Below are 21,658 nucleotides of genomic sequence, written 5' to 3'. Positions count from 1 at the left end.
TTATGCCATATTCTTTCACAAAGAAGCACTCCATTAAAGCAAAAAAAGAATTGCACAGGTTTTCCCTGCACAAATTCTTTTAAAAATAATCTATAAATGTCGGGATACCTACAGGTAGAACAGCTTCTAAAAGGGCCAATTCAATTGCTTCACCTTGTAAGCGCTCGATTTTTTCTAAATAGCTAGGTCGTTTATAGCCCAATAGCATCGTAGCTAACGTCTGTACGGTTAGTTGTATAGCATTTTCGGATAATTGTTCGCTCACCTTCTCAACAGATACTTCTCCGCTTTGCACTGTGACAACAAAGGTACCATTATTCCAAGCGACAATACGGTCAGTTACCGCAAAGCGCAGTTGGAAGTCACTTCCTATAAACGGATAACGCATTAAAAATTCCTTTACGTCCACAATGCGTGCCATAAAGTAAGGAGAAACCTTTTGAATAATTTCACTATCCTCTAGTAAAAAAGCGACTGCTTCATTGCCCGTTGTTTTCCCATACACGTTATAGACCATTGAGCTATGGGCAGAGACAAAGTTCCATAACCCTTTACGAGCTTCTTCCTGCATATAAACAATCTCATCAATATAGAAATTTTCTTCCATTATACGGTAGAACATATAACCTTGTGCCACATCGTCCTCATCGTAATAGATTGCAGCTTGTAGTTTGACATCACTGTCTATAAACTTTTCTTCCCAAAAGTCTTCTTGAAATTTTTCATTCCACGCAATACTATTACGCACCATAACGCCATGTGTTTTTTTGGCATAGCGTGCATAAATAGCGACTACATCCTCATCTTTTGGATCGACTCGGCGAATTTTACCGTTTAGTCCGCCATAATGAGGGAGTTGCGTATCTTTTACTTGAAACTCCACAATATCGCTCATAATTTCCCAACCCTTTTTGCGATAATATGGAATGGAATAAGGAAATAAATAAGAAATATATCGACCTTCCTCTCGCATTTGTTCGAGGCATTTCAAAATAAGACTTTCCATCAAGCCGTGTCTAGAATATTCTGGATAGGTACCAACAGCCGTAATACCACCCATTTCATAAAATTTCCCATGTACATTTACTTGAAAAGGTAAATTTAATATTTGTGATACTAGTTGAGAGCCGTCAAACCAGCCAAATGCATGCCCTTCATCGAACTGTTTACTTTTGGCATTGACGAAACGACGATCCTTATGAATGGACATAGACATTTGAAATACATAATTTAGTAAATCAATTGACTGAGCCATCTCATCAAGTCGTATTTCTCGCATTACTAAACCTTTTCGTTGATTCATGATTCTCTCTCCTCATCAAATAGCTCTGCAAAAATAGTGTCTGGTGCATTTAAAAATCGCTTCGTTACAATATAATGTATAGTGTCTTCGTATCGAATCGATTCAATTCCCCCATCGTCAAAACTGTAAATGGTCGCATTCGGATAACCAAGTAAAATGGGCGAATGGGTAGCAATAATAAACTGAGCTTCATGCTCTAAATCTTTCATGATTTTAAGAAGACTAAGTTGTCTCGTAGGTGATAAAGCCGCTTCAGGCTCGTCCAATAAATAAATCGCCTTGCCTTTAAAACGGTTCATAAATAGCGATAAAAAGGACTCGCCATGTGATTGGTGGTGTAGAGATTTGCCACCAAATGCAGCATACTTATTCGGATGTTCTAACAAATCAATATGACTTGCAAATTGATAAAACGTCTCCGATCTTAGAAAAAAGCCGTTCGTCACTTTAGGCCACCAAGATAAGCGAATATAATCTCCTAATGCCGATTCCGCCTTATGTACTTCATAGGTATTTTGACGTCCCCCACCTGCTGTATTAAATTCACAGCAATCCGCAATAGCTTCCAGTAACGTCGATTTTCCAGAGCCATTTTCCCCAACAAAAAACGTTACATTCGTTGGAAACGCTAACTCTTGTAAATCCTGCAAACTAGGTATATTAAAAGGATATAGGTGTTTTTCCTCTATGTTGTCCTGTAAAACTTTGCATGCTTTTAAATACATCCTCATTTCCCTCCCTTTTACTATTATAACTCCCAATAGCTATTGTGAAACGGTCTTCTTTTCCAAATACAATTAAAAAATACCTGCTAGCTATAACAGCATAATGCCAACTAGGGAAATAGGTGACCAGACTAGCGTTAAACAGAAATAAAAGTCAGAATATTAAAATAAAGCATAAACTCATCATTTCTTTTAATACCGAACAATACCGAATGCCTACTTGTCATACCTATATCGGAAACACGACATCCCTTTCCGTTACAGTAACTACCTACACAATATTTCCCGAGAAATATTTCAGTTATCCAGCGCAAATTACTAATAAAGATAATAAAATTATGCCATTATAACGATTTGAATAAGAAGGGGTGGTAATTCCTATACTTGATTGGCGTTCAACACTTAGCTCATAAAGCGTAGAAACTACAAGTGCTAGCAGTCCTATCATTGATACGTTATTGTTTGTTATGATGTGCATATAGCCTCCTCTACTTTTCATTATTTCTTATATTAAAAAACTCCATCTCCCAAAAATAGAGAGACGAAGTTATCCGCAGTACTACTTTGATTACATAAAGGCTTCCTTTAACAATATCAGTAGGCTGACTATAGCTATCTTATTCAGTACAAAGACGCTTGAACGAGTTCTCGAATTGTTTACCAGCAGCCACCGTGTAAACATTCCCCACTATTATTTCCAAGTCAAGTTGCTATGTTAAATATCCTGTTGAATGGATCTACCAGGATAAAACTTCATTTGTCCATTATCTTGATGTGCTTTAGCGGTCATCGTTATTGGTTTCAATTTTAGAACAATCGTTTTACTTCCTAAAGAAGATTGATACTTCTCAACATGTGCTTTTGATAAGGGCGCTTGATAGTAAGCTGGGACATATTTATCTAGCATTGCTTGCATTGCTGCCGTTGCTTCGTCTAAATTTGTTACTACTTCGATGATACCGTTTGCGATAACGCTCATATAAGCAGTATCTGTATTAGCAGGAATCGGATCGGCAATTGTTCCGTAATTTTCACTTATGGTCATACAAGCATTTGAATTCGTATGTAAGATGGTGATTTTTCTTCCTTCATTTGCGCCATGAATATAAAAAATCCCTTCTTTGAATACAAAATTAAGCGGAATGACATATGGCATGTTATGATCTACCAAGCCAAGAAAAGCTGTTTGAGCTTCTCGTAAAAAGTTATAAATTTGCCCTTCATTTGTACACATTCGATCCGCCTTACGAATATTAGTTTCCATCCATATCACTTCTCCTTACCTATGATATTGGAAGTTTATAATAGAACCGTGCGATTAAGAAGGGACAGTTTTGGGAATATCCATGGGTACAAGAAACTGTTAAAAAACCAGCACGTATTTAAAATTACGTGCTGGTCTAATATTTTTGGATAAATAATTGCCCATTCGATTGGATTTCAGCATAGAATACTTCTTCAATATTTTCGATAGACATCTTTTTCAGTTCATCTTTTAACCATTGTCGATTTTTCCCAACTTCTAATAAATTTCTTTTTAATAATTTTCCATCTGATATTATTTCAATTGGCAAAAAAGGTGGATTTTCTGGTGAGATGTTTATATCTATTTTTTGGGTACCTTGAAATGGCGGTTTCTTAAGAATACTAAGCGTACCATTCGGTTCTAGAATGGCAAAATCTATTTCATCAATTGAAAAAACTTGATATTGTCTAATCATCATCGTTAAGTCATCAATATTGACACCGGTTCGCTTCAATGCTTTTCGATCGATTTTGCCATGTTTTATAACAATTGTAGGCTGACCGTCAAGCAACATTCTTATTTTCCCTGATTTCAAACTAATATAGCCGATTAGTGTCGTCAACGAACACCAAATAATTAAGCTTACCAAATCTTTCATGTAATCTTTAGTACTTAAAACAATCATATTTGCGGCAATCGAGCCAATTGTGATTCCTGTTACGTAATTGAAAAAAGTAAGTTGACTTAATTGTTTTTTCCCTAAAAAACGTGTGAGGGCAAGAAGTACGAAAAAAGTTACAACTGTTTCTATGGCTATTTGTAAGTAGCTTACATCTTTCATATCACCACTCCTATCTATACAATAGAATGCGTTATGCAGTCCATAACATACACTCAAAACTAGGTGCATTCCTTGTTCTCACCACTAGCTTGCTTCTAGAAGAAGTATTTGTAAGGCATAAATAACCCCTAAGGTTAATTTCAGTGCTATTTTTTATTAGATTGATACATAAAATACAATCCATTTAGATTGGCAATTGGTGTATGATTTAGATATTCGATTTATAGGAAATATTTACATATAATTTGTCTTTTTGCTCAAATATAAAATCGGAGGTATGTCGCATGAAAAAAAGGAAAAGTTGGTATCGTATGTGGAAAATACTTTCCTTCGCTTTTTCCATGTTGTTGCAAGTTTATTGGTTTCGCATTCGAAAAAAATCGGAACCACAATGGGAAATGCTCTGGGAAAAGCTTGGTCGACAATTTCGAGAAACGTTATTTGAACTCGAAGGTGTGTTGATTAAAGTCGGACAACTTTTAAGTATTCGCGAAGATTTACTACCAAAAAGTTTTATTAGCCAAATACAGGATTTAGTAGATCAAGTCCCTCCCTCTCCTTGGGAAGACATTCAACTTGTTTTGGAAAAAGAATGGGGTAGTCCTGTTGACAATGTACTTCTTTCAATCGAGACAAAAGCTGTCGCTTCCGCATCCATTGGAGAGGTTTATCGCGGAAAGTTAAAGGATGGTACGAATGTAGCAACTAAAGTACAGCGACCCACGATACCAACTATTATGCGAACGGATTTTCGTTCGCTAGCTATTATTATGTGGTTTGCGCAATATATTGCTCCAGTACCTAAAGGCTTTATTAATTTTAAATTGCTTTTTAATGAAGTCAAACATGTCATCAGTAGGGAATTAGATTTTAATAAAGAACTAGACACCATGACACATTTTCGCGAACGCTTTGCATCGATTGATGAACTTAAGATTCCTAGTGCGTATCCCGAACTTAGCACCTCTCAAGTATTAGTAATGGAATGGATAGATGGTGCAAGAATAACAGATAACGCATTTTTAACTTCCAATCAAATTGATAAAGAAGCATTATCTGAGCGATTAATGCGCATTTTCTTACCACAATGGCTAGAGGCTGGGCTATTTCATGCTGATCCGCACGCTGGCAATGTGCTAGTAACGGAGGATGGTACAATTGTCCTTCTTGATTTTGGTATGGTTGGCGAAATATCAAGAAAAGATGCAGCCAATTTTCAAATTTTAATGCAGGCTATTTTATTAAAAAATTATGCTCAAGCGGCGGAAGCATTAAAAAATTTAGGATTTTTACTACCAGGAGCGGATTTAAAAATCATTGAAAATCTTCTAAGAGAAGTACTACTATTGGATTTAAACAAAGTAAAGGAAATGGATGTATTTGCTGTCAAAAAAGAAATGAATGACATGATAAAATTACTTCCTATACAAGTTCCTACACGATTTATCTTTTTAGGGCGCTCGTTTGTGACAATTGAAGGTATGTTGCTGACCCTTAATCCAGAGAAAGAAATTTTAGACATTATTAAACCTGTATTTTCAGATTGGATCAAGCAAGGAAGCTCAAATAATTGGAAAACTGTTTTACAATGGCTTAATGCGCTCCCAATTTTTAAAGTATTCCATTCCCTGCAAGACCTTGTGGAGACACCCCAGCGAATGTTAGTACAAAAAGATGCATTGCAGCAAAGGGATTTTGTCTTTGCAATCTATGAAAATCAAAAAAAGCAAGCCTTTATCATTAGTGTACTAGCATTAGGCGCAGTTTTCTTTGGCCTGTATTTACAATATGCCCTCCTTATAAAAGCATCGAGTGGCGTATTAGCACTTTCTAGTCTTTTTTATATCGTAAGTAGTTGGAAACAAAAAAGATGGTTACAACGGCTCTCCAAAAAAACGCTATAGATAACATTAGCCTCCTAATTCTAACGTTTAGGAGGCTTTCCTTATGCTTTCCAATGGGATTTTCATGCTATTCGTCCTGTTATACCAACTGTTCTATAATCAGCCAGTTACTCATAAATTGACTAAAATACAAAATAAGGAGAACTGCGAAAATGCATGTTGTTCATTTTTATGAAAATAAGATTTCCGTTTTGAATCAGCTATTAATTCGCATTCCAACTATTGATGAAAACATCCAAATTAAAGGTCGAAAAGCAAAAGTAGTGGACGTTATTCAAATGAATGAGCGCCAGTATCATGTCATTGTGCTTTTTGAAAAAATATCAAAAAAACAACCTTTAACAAAAGATCTTGGGAAGAAGAAAAGATAGTTCTTCCCTTTTTTATGTTTATCAACATACAAGGTGTGGGTAGACAAAAAACATAACAGTACTCGCAATAATAATTGATTTTTTTGAACAAAATGCGAACTATTCTCATTAATAGTATTTTTATTGAGCAGAACAATTGACTTTTTAATTGATAACAATTATCATTATCATATAGATTATTTCTTTTCTCTAAACTGTTTATTTCAGAATCCCCCCTTATTTTTTGAAATAAACATGCATTAAACGGATATTCTTACATCACACTAAGAATATCCGTTTTTTAGTTACATAAATTGAAGGAGCTGTTCTCAATGGATTATCGTATTGAAAAAGACACTATGGGTGAGATCAAAGTACCTGCCAATAAAATTTGGGGTGCTCAAACCCAACGTAGTAAAGAGAATTTTCAAATTGGTACTGAACACATGCCGATTGAATTGATTCAAGCTATGGCGATTTTAAAGAAAAGTGCAGCAATCGCAAATAATAAATTAGGAAAGCTTTCGGATATTAAAGCCAATGCAATTGTGCAAGCGGCAGATGAAATTTTAAATGGTCAATGGGACGATCAATTCCCACTTGTTGTCTGGCAAACTGGTAGTGGTACCCAATCGAATATGAATGTCAACGAGGTGATTGCGCATCGTGCAAACCAAATTTTACAAGATGCTGGTGAAGCTGACCGCATTCACCCAAATGACGATGTCAATAAATCTCAAAGCTCGAACGATACGTTTCCAACTGCGTTGCATATTGCAGCCGTACTAAAAGTAGAAGACTATCTACTGCCTCGCCTTCGTTTATTAAAGGCAACATTGGATGAAAAAGCAGAGCAATTTAAAGATATTATTAAAATTGGTCGTACCCATTTACAAGATGCTACCCCGCTGACATTGGGACAAGAAATTAGTGGCTGGTCTGCTATGCTAGGTAAATCCGAGCAAATGATTAAACATAATGTGGACTACATGAAAGAGCTTGCGATTGGCGGTACGGCTGTCGGGACGGGTATTAATGCACATCCTGAATTTGGTGAGCGTGTAGCAGCTGAAATTAGTGAACTAACGGGCAAACAGTTCACTTCCGCAGCAAATAAATTCCATGCTTTAACAAGTCATGATGAAGCAGTTGTGGCACATGGTGCATTAAAAGCACTTGCTGCTGATTTGATGAAGATTGCCAATGACGTACGTTGGCTAGCAAGTGGTCCACGCTCTGGTATTGGTGAAATTACTATTCCAGAAAATGAACCAGGCTCATCCATTATGCCAGGTAAAGTGAATCCTACGCAAAGTGAAGCGATGACAATGGTTGTTACGCAAGTAGTTGGGAACGATGCAACAATTGCCTTTGCCGCTTCGCAAGGTAATTTTGAACTGAATGTCTTTAAACCTGTTATTATTTACAATTTCCTACAATCGACACGTCTGCTAGCAGATACGATGAAATCATTTAATGATCACTGCGCTATCGGCATCGAACCAAACAAAGAAGTACTGGATCATAACTTGCAAAACTCGCTAATGCTTGTAACAGCCTTAAACCCTTATATTGGCTATGAAAATGCGGCAAAAATTGCGAAGAAAGCACATAAAGAAGGCACGACTCTAAAAGAAGCGGCCATCGCTTCAGGCTTATTAACTGAAGAACAGTTCGATGAATATGTTGATCCAGCTACAATGATTTATCCGAATGCATAAATACAAAAGGCACCAAGAAGTTTTGAACTCTTGGTGCCTTTATATTTTGATGGTCGTGTAAATACTGCCATCGTTGAATTCCACCCCTATTAGCAGTTCGTGGTGGTTTACCCGCGATTTACACTGGTTTATCAGCGATTTAATTCGCCTTTTCAACTACATAGCTTTCAGGAACGAAAAATGTGCTGTAAAGGTCAGATTCACTATTAAACGTCACTGCATAATAGTTACCAATTTTAAAACCTGCACTTTTAAGAACAGTACCTGTTGGCAATGGACGTGCAAGTCTTTGATAATAATCGTTATTGTTAATTAAATATGGTTTAATATGCTGTACCGTATCTTTTGTGACAATAAATAATATATCCTTATTCACAACTTGCGGTTCGATTAGTTGAATATCTGTTGGATCAATTGTTCGCTTTTCAATACCGCCACCTACAAAACTCATATCATACGTATTGACAAGTTCCCCCTGTTCAAAGATAAAATTCCCCCATTTATTTAGATAGGTATAATAAGAGTGTGCATGCGTTGCCAAACTATCACTCTCATTATAAAACGAGTAAAACGGTTTATCTCTATTAATCCACATATAGGCAGGATTTTGATAAAATTTTACACGTTGTTCAAACGGAATCGCTTTAAATACAGTTAAATCGCTTGCTTGTACACGATATCCAGAGCTCATCCAATAATATGTTTGTTTATTATATTTTTCAATATTATATACACGGAAGTAATTTCCCTTTTTGACTAACATCGATTCAAACTGACCATTGGCATTTTTCTTATACACTTTTACATCTTTCGAAAACGTTAGCTTCCCTGTTTGCCCTTTGACAATTTCTACGCCGTCATAGATTACTTTCGCTTTGGATGTTGATGGATTAACCATTAATACTACAAATGCTGCAAGTAACATTAGAAAAATTTTTTTCACTATTCTCCTCCTACTTCTTGATTCAATTCTACTAATCTAATAAATAGATTTAGCGTCAAAAAACTATCAAAAAATCAAAATAAGTGCCAGTCACCGAAAATATTTAGAATATTCAGTTTTTAACATAGTAAAAAAACCCCTCCATTGTACTTTGGAGGGGTTTGGGACATGTTATTGCATTAATTCTTCAAAAAATTCAATAGGTACATACGTTTTCGTTGGTTCTAATAACGCAGGTGCTACTTTAAAGTAACGAAGTGCTTTATTGTAGCCGTATGCTTTTTCACCACGTGTAATTGTGTAGGATAGCGCCCCTTTTGAAACAATAGCGCCAGTACCTGTTGATTCCACTTTAAAGCCTAATTCTTCTGCAATTAGACGTAATGGCACCATTGTTGTACCTTCCACTTCATAAAAATCTGTTTTAATAATTTCTTGTACTGCTGCATTAGCTGAAGCTTCCTCTGTTCCTTCACCTTGTTCTTTCGCTGTAGCATCTAACACAATGACTTTTGTTGGCGGTGTTTGTGCAGGAATACTTCTTGTTGTAATTGTATAGAACACAAGTAAATGTTGTTCGGCTAAATCTTTAGCTGAGACTTCTTTAGCTGATTGGCTTTGGATCACCGTTTCTTTGCCAACATTTAATTTTAAACTGTTATCCGTATTGACTAAATCCTTATTGAAAAAGTCAACAGTGACACTCCCCATTTCCTTTGTTTCCACGATTATAACTTCTGGATTATACTGTGGTGGATATATCATTAGCATTGGCTTATTTGCATACGTATATGCTGTTACTTTATCACCTTTTTGTAGCTTTACTTCTTTTCCCGTATTATCAAAAATAAGTGTGTCCTTATTTACGACAAAGACGTTCGTATTTTCGCCATCTTTCGTTGTGTAATACGTTGCATTATTACGTTCTTCCACGCTTTCAATTGTACCGGCTACTTTAATAAAAACCGGCTGCACTTGTGGCGTTTGTTCATCCTGTTGGGCATTTGTGACAACTGCTTCTCCTTCATTTGCTGATGCAGTTGGAGCGATTGCAACGCCCCCTAATAATAATGCTGTCATTGCAAATGGTACGACCTTTGTCATTTTCATAAAAAATACATCTCCTTCATTTCACGAGTTCATTGAAGTAGTCGATTGTAAAAGGAAATGGTTACATTATTACCATATTATTTTCAAAAAAATTTCAAAAGAGAATAATTGCCACTTCACAGAGCTAAAAGATGAATGATAATCGATTTAGGACGCGTTGTAGAAAGTATTGCTGTTCACTTTGTTTTGCTCTTATCTCTAACGCTATATCTGGATGATCTGTAATTACGCCCGAAACGTTTTTCTCAATAAATTCCTGTAAAGAACGATCCTTATTTAAAGTCCAGATAAACAAATCTAGATGTTGAGCATTGAGTTCTGCAATTAAGCTCTCGTCCACCCACGATGCTTCTAATGCAATGAAATCTACAGTTAAATGATCCATCGGTCCAATATTCAGCGCATAAACAATTCCTACACGCAAATGAGGTGTTATATTTTTAAGTTGTGTCATCAATTGCGCATCTGAGGACTGTACATAGTACGTATCAAGCACTTTATAGGCGCGTAACTTTTCTACTAATCGAGGCAATAGGTCTTCTCTTTCTTTCCCATGTACTTTTAACTCAATTAATAATGTAACATCTAGCGCCTTGGCAATTTCGATAAAATCATCCAATGAAGAAATTTTATCGCTCATCCCATTCTCATAAATTGTAATGGTTTTTAATTCACTTAGCGTCATATTGGCAATAACCCCATTTTTCCCTGCTAGACGCCTTAATGTACGATCATGAAAGACCACAAATTCTCCATCTACTGTTTGCTGAATATCTAGTTCAATTAAGTCTGCACCTGCACTCGCTGCACTAACAAGCCCGCTAATTGTATTTTCCACATTGCCTGCTGTATAACCACGATGTGCAATAATTTTAGTATCTGGTGCGTACACACTTTTCTCTAACGAAAAAATATTGATTATGCTTAAAATTGAAAAAATAACACAAAGCACTAATGGCAAAGGAAAATAGCGTTTGTTTTGATAAGCGTTTCTTGTTAGAGCCAAAACACGCGTATTATACGTAATGGCAACCATGACTTGTGAAAACATAGCTTGCAACAGACTAAACAGCACAATAAAGGCCATTTCAAGAAATGCCAAAGTAAATCCTGCTGTTAACAGCGCTGTGCTTGGCATAAATCGTTCCAGGAAAAATAGTGGTAGTATACCGACTACTGTTACAACGATTAAAAGTAATAAATGAATCGTTAAAACCATTGCCAATAATACAAGTAGTTTAAACAAGCCCCGTCTTGAAAAACGCCAACTTTGGAGAAATGATTGCCTTAGTGAAATTTTTGGCTGTATTGTAAAAATAGGCAATGTCAACATACTCCTTATTCCAACCATCACTAAGATACTAGCAACAGCAGCATACAGTATTCTACCTGTAGGTGTACCCATTATTTCATTTGTCATAAAGTGTGGAATAGCTATCCCCTGTGTTAGCCAAAGAGGGAGTACAAATGAAGCTAATGGCAATAAAAGAGCTATATAGACAATTAAATAAAGAACTTGTAAGCTATAAAAATAAGGAAGTTTTCGATTTAGTTGTTGCCACATTGTCAAAAAACGATAACGAGTACCCCTTTGCTGATTAAAAGCCATTATAAACAGAAAACCCATCTCATAGTAAATAAAGAGCAATACGACCATTACTAAAAGGATCATCATCGCTATGACAAAGGGGTGCATTAAAAAACTTTGTAAATTTTGTTCCGTTATATGCGTGTAGCCCGTTACATTAAGCATTACATTAAAAACGAGTGTTGACACCGGTATTATTAGTGAAAATTGAAATACACGAATCATAACGAAAACCCGTATATAGTCGATACGATACGTATAAATGTTATAGATGGCTTGTCGCATAATTTGACGAGCTTTTTGCATTCCCTCACCCCAGTTTCGTACTATCCCATTCCCTAATTGACAATTTGCTATCCGTTTTAAGTTATTTCTTCTTACTAACGTATGATAGATATTGTAATTCAATTTACTCTCAACATAGAAAATGTTATCCATTACGGCTGTATGGAATGGCACCCAGACTTTTCATGCGACTTGTAAGCGCATTTAAACATCTGCGGCATTTTATTTATGCCTTTATTTGAGGCAATTGTCATATTTGTATGCAATGTTCGTTAAAAAATTGAAACTTTTTACTTGCCCATCCAGTAAATACAGATAGCAAATAAAATTAGGAGGGGAAATCCAGTTGCAACTACATATTGGGGACATCATTAGTACTATTTTTATTCTTCTCATTTTTCTTGCTATGTTTTTCGTTATGATAAAAATGATTAAAAATGTAAAGTCTACAGCCGTCCTTCCTTCTCGAGACACACTACAACAACATGTGGATGAACTGACAACACGTGTCCGAGATTTGGAGGAACAAGTGCACAATTTATCAAAAAGACAATAGGAGAAACATCAAAAAATCGTTGTGTGGCTATGCCTCACAACGATTTTTTGTCTGTTCATAAACGATACGACCATCGACAACTGTATATGCAACTTGAATATGTGGGATTTTTTCAATATCAACTGTAAAAATATCATCGTCGAACACGGTAAAATCAGCACTAAATCCTTCTTTTATCTTACCTCGCCTATGCTCCTGACCGATGATTTCAGCAGACCCAACTGTATACAAACGCACCGCTTCAAAGCGCGAAATTTTCTCCTGAGGACCAAAGCCTTCATGACTCTCTCCAAAATTTCGTCTTGCCACGGCAGCATAAATTCCGTATAACGGATTCGGCACTTCAATGGGTGCATCACTACCTCCTGCTACAATCAGCCCTCTATCTAAAAGAGATTTTAGTGGATGTAGACCTTGTGAACGTTTCTCACCTAATTTTACTATTTCAGCTAAATATTCGCCTTGTACAAACTGTGGTTGCATATCTACGGCTATCGGTAATGCTGCCAACTTGTCTAAAATCGCTTCATCAACTAGGCTACAATGAATTAAACGATCTAATTGCCCCTCAAGAGGTGGATATGCCGCGAAAACATTTAGTATTGTCTCAATGGCTAAATCTCCGATTGCGTGCACAGCTACTGTTTGTCCATAGCGCCGTGCAAGTTGCACATATTGCTCTAATTGGGCTGTCGAATGTACAAGTATGCCATAATTATCTGGATCATCACAATAAGGCTCGCGCAGTGCAGCAGTATGGCCACCAAAAGCACCATCGACGAATATTTTCATAGCACCAAATTCCACATACGGCGTGGATTGTTCCTTTAACAAAGCAACTTCCTCAAAAACGGAATGGTGCTGTAATAAATGCACTTTAAAAGATTTTTCGGCATCCACAATTTTACGAAAAGCTTGAATTGGTTGACTCGGTGGCCCAAAGTAGCTTAAATCTTCTGAATGCCCTCCAACTAAACCATAAGATTGAAGAGATGCAACAGATTTTTGAAGCGCTTCCTCTATATATGCAGGCGTATAATAAGGCATGTTGTTAACAATCAAGTACAATGCTGTATCTTTTAAAACTCCTGTTAATTGACCTTGTTTTTTTTCAATAATGCCACCTTCTGGAGAAGGTGATTCATTAGTAATCCCTGCAAATGCAAGTGCTTTAGAATTAGCTAAAATTAAATGATGGCAGCTTCGTTTAATAATTAAATGGGCTTCACCAAGTGCGTCAAGCTCCGACAAAGTTGGAAAAATGGGCTCTGTATACGCTGTTTCATTCATACCAATGGCAACAACCCATTGCTCTGCAGAAACGCCTTCCATACGCGCACCAATGATATGGAGCAGTTCATCCTTACTAGTTACGTTTGAAACATCTATATGCAGTAACTTCTCTCCATAGCCAATAATATGTAAATGGCTATCGACAAATCCTGGGTACATAAAGTTCCCTTGCAAATGCTGGATAGTAGTTGCCTGTGGTAATAGGGTATCTACCGTTCCTACTGCCACAATTTTCCCGTCCTTCTCAAGAACAGCTTCAACTGTTTCACCAGCTCGTTCCATCGTATAAATTGTTCCACCTGTCCAAAGCGTTGCCATCCTTTATAACCCCCTATGCTACTGCTTCAATTAAATGTGCACTTACTAAGCGTCGACGTACAACAACACCAAGCCATGCAGCAAGTACTGCTTTCAGAACACCCACAATAATAAATGGTGCGGCTCCTCCCATAAATGCTGCAGTCCATGTTAAATCACCAACAATTTTTAACCATACTGTACCGAATGCCAATGTTACAACCATGCCGATAATGTTGGCAATCATTGCTTGTACATAAGTAATACCAAATTTATCTAAGTATACCCCCATTAAAACAGCCGCTGCAAGGAAGCCTACAATATATCCACCTGTTGGACCTATGATAATACCATATCCCCCTGACATACCACTAAATACAGGTATTCCTGCTGTGCCAAGTAAAATATATACAAGTACAGATAGTGTACCAAGCTTTGTACCTAATATTGTGACAACTAAGCCTACTGCTAAAGTTTGTCCTGTAATTGGAATCAATGGTAGCGGTATCGTAACCTGTGCAAGAACTGCGATAATAGCCGCTCCGAATGCCGCTAACACATAATTGTAAGTACTACTCTTCTTCAAACGAAAATCCCCCTTTAGTTAACCTATCTTTAAAATAGGTTAACCAAAAGATAAAGCAAATAAAAACAGTTGTCAATCGATTTTGACAAATTCATATAAAAAGAGACTTTTATATTTCATATCGTCCTTTAAAAACTTACCACAAGGGTTCATTGCTAGGGTCATCTTCCTGTAGTTTTATGACAACAGGAATTAAAATATAAAGATAAATTGCTACACTTACAATATAAAAACTAATACCCATTAAAAGATTACTAAAGAAATAATTGATAAAAACCATAAATGGTATAGGTAAATTAGTGAATGCGTTTAATTGTACCGACTTTTTTGTGCGGTAATGTACTTTTTGACAATGTGGACAAGACATTTGTCCATTTTTCCAATAATATTTTCGGACTAGCTTAGCCGTCCATACTTCTCCACACGCCATACATACTGGCAAACCATATCCTTTTTTTAGCAATATACGCTTGATCCACAATGCAATAGTGACAAATAAACTTAAGAGCACTAGTCCTTTTATCCAATCATGTTCTAAAAGCATCCATAAGCTCCATCTATTTGTCTCTTGCTGTGAAGCCGCTCCTTGCATTGTCCTTGTAGGATGTTCCGTTTTTAGTGTGACAAGGACGCTAAAACCAATGGCAAGCAATGTAAATGTTGCTAACACAATACGATACTGCCGCTGGCTATTCTGTTTTTGTCTATTTCTACCCCTAGCTTTTTGTGCAATCTGTTGCTTTTTTTCAGCGGACAGCTTTACATGCTGTAGCTCATTTAACACGTTTTTTTTAAATTGATTCATAACGTAACACCTCCCAATCATCGTCACCAATTATTGATGCTAGTTGTTTTCTTGCCCGCTGTAACCTTGTTCGAATCGTTGCTTCTGGGCAACGAACTAGCTTGGCAATATCTACAGTGGTCATTTCCTCAAAATAATAGAGAATTAGTACTTCTCTGTATGGCACTGATAAAGTGAATAAAGCTGTTACTAGCTCCTGTTTAGTCGTTTTAGCGAGCAATTCTTTTTCCGGCGTAATGGTCGTTGCGCGTCCTATTATTTTCTCAAATAATGACAGCCGTTTGCTTTTCCAACTGCGTAAATAATCATGACTGCGATTGACTGTCATTTTGACCAAATATGTACGTAAAGAGGATTCTTGTCGAAACTGCTGTTGCTTTTGATAAAAGGCAATAAACACATCTTGAACTATGTCCTCTGCAGTTGCTTCATTCTTCACATATAGATAGGCAACCTTCAGTAGATAATCCCCGTGCTCTGCAATTATTTGTTCAATCTCCATTGCTGCCTCACCTTCTTTCTACACTACTGACGTTTACCAAAGACCTTCCGATTCACGATTGATAAAATATTTTTTCTCTTGTTACTGACGTTAACTCTTGATTACTTACTGCTTAATTGGTTTGCAAACGAATAGTAGCACGTGAAGCACACTGTACTACACTCAACTTTAGTTTTTATGTCAACAAAAAATCCGCTCGCTTTTTATGGACTTTACAAAACCTTACACCTACTAGTAAGGTATTACATTGTTTTGTCCTTTGAAAGGTCACGGATGTTTATACACGATTGAAAGTACAGACTAGTAAATATTTTCCTTTATTTACTATTTCCCGCATCGTTATATTGGTTATAGAGTGTTATTTGGTTACGTCCATTCCGTTTTGATGTATAAAGTGCACTATCAGCATTATGGATTAATTGTTCGAGTTGCGTAATATAACCATGTTCATTCGTGCTTACACCTATACTAAATTCTAATTGCACGACAGCTTCATTGACTGTCAATACCAGTGAAGTTAATGAATGATATAGGTTTTGAGCTATTATAGAGATTGACTCCCCTTCTCTTAGATGAAGGAGAACAATAAATTCATCACCACCAAAACGTGCGACAATGGATTCGTACGGTTGAAAAAACTGCTGCAATGTGGTCGCTGTAATGGATAATGCATCGTCTCCAAATAAATGACCATTTGAATCATTGATTGATTTAAAATGATCTAAATCAATCATCAAAAGAGCAAGTAGCTTTTGATTGCTTGCTGCACTTTTCACCATTTCTTTCGCCTGTTCATCAAAATAACGTCGGTTATAAATATTTGTAAGCGGATCTATATAGGAAGTTCGCTCAAAGTGTTTTTTCTGATCGTTATACTCCATTTCGAATAGTACCTGAGTATAATTCTCCCTTTGTATTTCTAATAAAATATTAATATATTCCTTTTGTACAGCGCTTAAAATAATTTTATTCCCTTGTTCTTCAATAAGCTTAACTAATGAATTGTAAATTGTCTGTAACAAAGATAGATCATTATTTTGCAATGCATAATGCTTTGATTTTTGATACATATCAATTGCTTCACCAATACGACCCTGTTTTTCATATAGTAGTGCTTGCGCATTGAACACCTCTAATTGTGCCTTATTATAAGGAGGGTCTTTTATTGTCATCAATAATTCCTGTAAGAGCGTATTCGCTTCTTCAAATTCCTCCAGCCAAATATGGGCAATAGCTAAATTAGTCTTGGCATGTATAATACCCTTATAGGGGGAATCGTGCTTCAAATCAAATTCATTCGTATAGAATAAGCTTTTTAAGGCAAGTCGCTTTGCCTTTGCATATTTACCGAGTTCAATTTCTAAACCACTTAGATTGTTATAAATTTTCCCCATGCTTTCAATATGTTGAATACGCTCTGCAATTTCTAGCCCTTTCATTAAAAGCTCTTCGCATTTTTTTTGTTGTCCGAACGTTCCCCAATAAATGGAGGCAAGTGAATAATATTGAATGACGTCAATATCATTCCCATATAAAAAAGTCAGTTCGCGGTATTTTTCTAATAAATTGATGGATATTTGTAGATCGCCCACTTGATAATAGCTCATACAGCTATAGCGCAATAAATGCATTGCCTTATCATACAACGCTAGTGCATTGGCACTTTCAATAGCGGGACTGCTTAACTCAATATATTCTAAATAGCGATTTGCACTATATAATTCATTTAGGGTAATCCATAGTTCTTCAAATTCTTGTAAATCCATACCGCATCCTCCTTTTTCTTTTCCTACTCCCTTAATACTACATTCGCTTCTAAAATATTACAATTCTTTATCCTTATTTATTTTCCATCATATGAGTAATTTAACCTAATTTAGGAATTTAAAAAACAAGCCTCTTTAAAAGAGACTTGTTTTAATTTATATATTTTTAACATTTTCTATTTTTAGCTCTTTCTTAACTTAGTTAAATTTCATCGGACTCCTGCGTATGAAACGAAAGTGAACGCCCCTAACCATCCAATAAAAAAAGAAAATCCACTTCAAATAGTAGTGGATTTTCTCTTTTTTAGATAAATCGTTTAACGATCGTCTCATATATTGCCACTATGAGTATGCCACCGAGTAACGGAATAAGAGAACTAAAGCTAAAATAAAAACCTTCATTATTGTATTCACCTAGAAATTGAAATTGTAGCCATGGAACGCTATACGTTTCACCAACACCGTATAAAAACCCAGTAGCAAATAAAAATAATGCTATGCACTTTATAAAATTCGCCTTTTGCACACCGTTCACCTCACTGAACATTGGTCATTTCCTCGGCATATGCTAAAATTTCTTCTTTAGTAAATTCAGGATTTTCACTTATAATGTTATATTGGTAGCCATCTTCAGACCAAGAAATAACAAAAAGTTCTCCTAAATCCATGCATGTGCCTTTTTTGCCTCGTACTTGTATTTCTTCTTCATTCCCAAGATTACCAAATTCCTCATTACTAGCTTCTTTAAGAACTGAAACTGAAAATGCAGGTTGGTCATCTTTTTCAAATTCAAAAGAAAATTCTGGGCGCTCTTTCACTTTCATATCGACGATTGAGGATATGGACAAGCCATTCACCTCAGGTACCATTAAAAAGTTACCCAGTTGTTCCTTCACCTCTTCGATTGTTGCCGTTGATGTTTGATTTTGGGGATCTATTTTTTCTACCGTTGCATCTTTTGGAATATCAAAAGTAAACAACTTATCCTCCATTTTTTTATTAACATCGAACTTAGAATATTCTTGCGTCGTCACATTACCTGCGTTCGTCGTAATTGTTTTTAACGTCAACCACGTTTTTTTATCAATCCATACTTCAACATCACCTAATAATGTATTCTTTTTTTGTGCTTTCGCTGTAATATGATACGTATCTCGACCAGCAATTGATTCTTCTCCAGCAATGGTTATATCGTGAGAATCCTTTACTAAGTTTAATAATACTTGGGCGCTGTCTTTTGCCGATTGCCCCATAAAATCTCCTAATTCTCCATTTTCAAATGAAATAATCGTTGCCTTGTTTTCTTTTTTACTATAGGAAATAATTTGTTTACCGTCATTAACAGCAATAACATGATCGCCATCAACAGACATCTCAATCCGACGCTTGCCATCCTTCATCCATTCTTTTACGTTAGCGACTCCGGATTCATCTATATCCAAAGTATATTCTCCATAATAACTTGCTAGCTCTTGTGTTTCTTGTAATGATTGGTCTATAATCTCTTGCGGGGAATAAGATGTCTCTGAATTACAACCAACTAAACTCAATGTCATCAGCGTTATAAGTCCCCCAACTCGTATTGTTTGTTTCCAGTTCATTTGTCATTTTCTCCTTTGTAAGGCGGTAACCAACACAGTACTGCTGTGCCAACTCCACGCTTGGATACCATATTTATTGTTCCACCATGTTTTTCAATAATTTGTTTCGCTATGCTAAGGCCTAGCCCTGTGCCTCGTTGTCCTGTCTTTGTTCGGGCATGATCTGATTGGTACAATGGTTCAAATAATTGCTCGATTTCTTGTTCACCTACACCTGCTCCACTATTTTGCACAACTAAATACATGCCGCTTTTTTTTGTGAGCGCCTCGTTCACAAAATCAAAACCCCAATCGAGTTTTTGATTGCTGATAGCTGCTAAATAAATAGTCGTGCCTAAAGTGCCAAAATGAGTTGCATTACTCATCAGATTGTCAATCACACGTTGCATTTGTGAGGGATGAACAGCAAAGGTACCCTCTACATCACAAAACGTTTGCAATGATAGCCCTTTACTTTGACAAAGTGGTTCATAATCCGAGATTGCCATATCAAAAAATTCCTGTCCTTCTACTGGGACCAGTGTTACATCATAGGTTGTCGATTGAAGCAACGTGTACATAAGTAAATCTTCTAGCATTTGCTTCATATCCATTGCCTTTGTTAAAATCACTGCCCGATATTCTTCCTGCATATGCGCAGTGAGGGAAGCATTTTGTAGACTCTCTGCATATGCTTGAATTGCTGTTAAGGGTGTCTTTAAATCATGTGAAATACTGGCAATCATCAGTTCCTTCTGCTTTTGCTCATTTTTTAAATGGACACGTGCGACCTCAATTTCCCTTTGCATACTTAAAAAAGTATTTGTAAGCTCCCCGATTTCATCTTTTCTTGTAGCCATCACAGCGTCAACATGTTGTCCCTTCCCAAATGCATCCATTTGTTGCATTAATGCTTGTAACGGTCGATGTAATTTACGGTTAAGCAACAAAATGACTGCTGTATAAACGGCTAGAAATAACGTAATCGCGCTCGCTATCACGAGCCATGAACGCCTCTCTACACCTTGAACCCAGTCCTTTCTGATAAGTTGAATTTCATAAATGCCAACTAAATCGCCTTGTTGAAAAACGGGTTCCTTATATGTAAACGCATTGTATTTTTGCTGTAATACATATAAGTTTTTTAACACATTTTCTCTTGAAACAAATCCGGAGGTTAACGGATTAGATGAATAATAAACAAAGCCAGATTTTGCGTATAGCGTAATAGCTAGTTGATCACTCGTAAGTACTTTTACTTGTTGTATATCTGCATCTTTGGCATATAATGTTGGATCGTTCAGGACCGACTTGACATCGTTTAGTGTCGTCCATTTCTCAATATATTCTGCAAAGCTTTTATCATGGTAATAGGCATTGATCCATATATATAAGCCATACGCCCCGCCAATTGGCACAATCATCACAATAAAAAACATCATCAGTAGCCAAGATTTTATTTTCATAACGGTTCTCCTATGAAGCGATAGCCCTTGCCCCAAACGGTTTGAATATAATGTGGTGTTTTAACCGGATCCTGTAATTTTTCTCGTAATGCTTTAATATGCACAGTGACTGTATGTGTCTCGTCTACACTCGCTTGTTGCCAAATATGCTGATATAACTCTTCCTTTGAAAATAGTTGGCCTGGATTTTTAGCCAATAGCTTTAACAGGGCAAACTCTTTTTGAGTTAAGGCTAGTTCTTTGTTTTCCAGTGTTGCTAGTTCTTTATGCCAGTCAATTGCTAAGCCAAATGTAAATGTAGCGACATGTTCTGTCACTTCTATTTTCTTATAGCGTTGCCATCGACGTAAATGGGAGGCAACACGTGCCTTTAATTCTGCTAAGCTAAAAGGCTTTGCTAAATAATCATCAGCACCTTGTAAGCCTTCCACTTTATCAGCCTCGTCTTTTCGGGCGCTCATCATTAAAATGGGCACATCACTTTCCCAACGAATATTTTGACAAACAGTAAGGCCATCCATTTCAGGTAGCATCCAATCGACTAATACTAAATCAAATGGTTGCGCTTGAAAGTCTGCTAGCCCTTCTAAGCCTGTAGTTGCCCATGTGACGAAGTATCCCTCTTGCTCTAGTGTATCTTTGACGATACGACCTATTGCGTGATCATCCTCTATTAGTAATAGCTTTTCATTCATCGTTTTCCTCCTGTTACATAACCTTACTATGGATTGATGTATTTCTTCTGAACTTTATACTTTCTTTATAATTACCATAGATGGACTCACATGTAT

The 21,658-nt window shown here is 36.5% G+C and carries 20 protein-coding genes; 4 read left to right on the top strand and 16 right to left on the bottom strand.

Annotated elements, in window-relative coordinates; genetic code table 11:
• Positions 1-79: 79 nt before the first annotated feature.
• From T479_RS09330 to T479_RS09315, 4 genes are all read right to left on the bottom strand, one after another.
• Positions 80-1,303: a GNAT family N-acetyltransferase gene (locus T479_RS09330; protein ID WP_024363646.1), complete on the bottom strand. Its 1,224-nt coding sequence runs from the start codon at positions 1,301-1,303 to the stop codon at positions 80-82.
• Entirely contained in the window at positions 1,300-2,028 is a 729-nt protein-coding gene (locus tag T479_RS09325; protein ID WP_025219343.1) for an AAA family ATPase, read from the bottom strand. The genes T479_RS09330 and T479_RS09325 overlap by 4 nt, the downstream gene beginning before the upstream one ends.
• A 715-nt stretch (positions 2,029-2,743) precedes the next feature.
• The gene (locus tag T479_RS09320) at positions 2,744-3,292 is read right to left on the bottom strand and encodes a pyridoxamine 5'-phosphate oxidase family protein (RefSeq protein ID WP_024363644.1); all 549 of its coding nucleotides are present in this window, start codon (positions 3,290-3,292) and stop codon (positions 2,744-2,746) included.
• Between the two features lie 136 nt (positions 3,293-3,428).
• Positions 3,429-4,115: a DUF421 domain-containing protein gene (locus tag T479_RS09315; protein ID WP_024363643.1), complete on the bottom strand. Its 687-nt coding sequence runs from the start codon at positions 4,113-4,115 to the stop codon at positions 3,429-3,431.
• Between the two features lie 284 nt (positions 4,116-4,399).
• Here T479_RS09315 and T479_RS09310 point away from each other — a divergent pair, with 284 nt between their 5' ends.
• The 3 genes from T479_RS09310 to fumC all read left to right on the top strand — a co-directional run bounded on the left by T479_RS09310 (position 4,400) and on the right by fumC (position 8,090).
• Positions 4,400-6,019 (top strand): ABC1 kinase family protein, encoded by a 1,620-nt coding sequence (locus T479_RS09310; RefSeq protein WP_025219342.1) that lies wholly within the window; start codon positions 4,400-4,402, stop codon positions 6,017-6,019.
• A 152-nt stretch (positions 6,020-6,171) separates the two neighbouring features.
• Positions 6,172-6,390, top strand: coding sequence for a hypothetical protein (locus tag T479_RS09305; protein ID WP_024363641.1), 219 nt, complete (start codon positions 6,172-6,174; stop codon positions 6,388-6,390).
• Positions 6,391-6,701: 311 nt separating this feature from the next.
• Positions 6,702-8,090: a class II fumarate hydratase gene (gene fumC, locus T479_RS09300; protein WP_024363640.1), complete on the top strand. Its 1,389-nt coding sequence runs from the start codon at positions 6,702-6,704 to the stop codon at positions 8,088-8,090.
• Between the two features lie 139 nt (positions 8,091-8,229).
• On the opposite strand, the gene T479_RS09295 is transcribed toward fumC, so the two are convergent.
• The 3 genes from T479_RS09295 to T479_RS09285 form a co-directional block, all read right to left on the bottom strand.
• Positions 8,230-9,033, bottom strand: a complete 804-nt coding sequence (locus T479_RS09295; protein ID WP_025219341.1) for a hypothetical protein — start codon at positions 9,031-9,033, stop codon at positions 8,230-8,232.
• Between the two features lie 171 nt (positions 9,034-9,204).
• The gene (locus T479_RS09290) at positions 9,205-10,143 is read right to left on the bottom strand and encodes a stalk domain-containing protein (protein WP_025219340.1); all 939 of its coding nucleotides are present in this window, start codon (positions 10,141-10,143) and stop codon (positions 9,205-9,207) included.
• A gap of 124 nt (positions 10,144-10,267) precedes the next feature.
• On the bottom strand, positions 10,268-12,037 hold the full coding sequence (locus T479_RS09285; RefSeq protein WP_025219339.1) for a glycerophosphoryl diester phosphodiesterase membrane domain-containing protein: 1,770 nt from the start codon (positions 12,035-12,037) through the stop codon (positions 10,268-10,270).
• Positions 12,038-12,362: 325 nt separating this feature from the next.
• Here T479_RS09285 and T479_RS09280 point away from each other — a divergent pair, with 325 nt between their 5' ends.
• Entirely contained in the window at positions 12,363-12,572 is a 210-nt protein-coding gene (locus tag T479_RS09280) for a hypothetical protein (RefSeq protein ID WP_024363634.1), read from the top strand.
• Between the two features lie 27 nt (positions 12,573-12,599).
• Here T479_RS09280 and T479_RS09275 read toward each other — a convergent pair whose 3' ends face one another.
• The 9 genes from T479_RS09275 to T479_RS09235 all read right to left on the bottom strand — a co-directional run bounded on the left by T479_RS09275 (position 12,600) and on the right by T479_RS09235 (position 21,562).
• The gene (locus T479_RS09275; protein WP_025219338.1) at positions 12,600-14,183 is read right to left on the bottom strand and encodes an amidohydrolase; all 1,584 of its coding nucleotides are present in this window, start codon (positions 14,181-14,183) and stop codon (positions 12,600-12,602) included.
• 13 nt (positions 14,184-14,196) lie between these two features.
• Complete coding sequence (locus tag T479_RS09270) at positions 14,197-14,748, bottom strand: biotin transporter BioY (RefSeq protein WP_025219337.1); 552 nt, start codon at positions 14,746-14,748, stop codon at positions 14,197-14,199.
• Between the two features lie 136 nt (positions 14,749-14,884).
• The gene (locus tag T479_RS09265) at positions 14,885-15,553 is read right to left on the bottom strand and encodes a TIGR04104 family putative zinc finger protein (RefSeq protein WP_025219336.1); all 669 of its coding nucleotides are present in this window, start codon (positions 15,551-15,553) and stop codon (positions 14,885-14,887) included.
• A complete protein-coding gene (locus T479_RS09260; RefSeq protein WP_024363630.1) occupies positions 15,540-16,055 on the bottom strand; it encodes a sigma-70 family RNA polymerase sigma factor in 516 nt (171 codons plus the stop codon). Before T479_RS09260 ends, T479_RS09265 begins: the two co-directional genes overlap by 14 nt.
• A gap of 317 nt (positions 16,056-16,372) precedes the next feature.
• The gene (locus T479_RS09255; RefSeq protein ID WP_025219335.1) at positions 16,373-17,821 is read right to left on the bottom strand and encodes a tetratricopeptide repeat-containing diguanylate cyclase; all 1,449 of its coding nucleotides are present in this window, start codon (positions 17,819-17,821) and stop codon (positions 16,373-16,375) included.
• Positions 17,822-18,125: 304 nt separating this feature from the next.
• On the bottom strand, positions 18,126-18,368 hold the full coding sequence (locus T479_RS09250) for a hypothetical protein (RefSeq protein WP_227665434.1): 243 nt from the start codon (positions 18,366-18,368) through the stop codon (positions 18,126-18,128).
• Positions 18,358-19,422, bottom strand: coding sequence for a LolA family protein (locus T479_RS09245; protein ID WP_025219334.1), 1,065 nt, complete (start codon positions 19,420-19,422; stop codon positions 18,358-18,360). The genes T479_RS09250 and T479_RS09245 overlap by 11 nt, the downstream gene beginning before the upstream one ends.
• Entirely contained in the window at positions 19,419-20,867 is a 1,449-nt protein-coding gene (locus T479_RS09240; RefSeq protein ID WP_025219333.1) for a sensor histidine kinase, read from the bottom strand. Before T479_RS09240 ends, T479_RS09245 begins: the two co-directional genes overlap by 4 nt.
• A complete protein-coding gene (locus T479_RS09235; RefSeq protein WP_025219332.1) occupies positions 20,864-21,562 on the bottom strand; it encodes a response regulator transcription factor in 699 nt (232 codons plus the stop codon). Before T479_RS09235 ends, T479_RS09240 begins: the two co-directional genes overlap by 4 nt.
• Positions 21,563-21,658 lie beyond the last annotated feature (96 nt).

The sequence above is a fragment of the Lysinibacillus sphaericus genome (assembly GCF_000600105.1).
GTDB lineage: Bacteria > Bacillota > Bacilli > Bacillales_A > Planococcaceae > Lysinibacillus > Lysinibacillus sphaericus.
The sequence above is the reverse complement of the archived record's forward strand: the minus strand, read 5'-3'. Positions and strand labels throughout refer to the sequence as shown.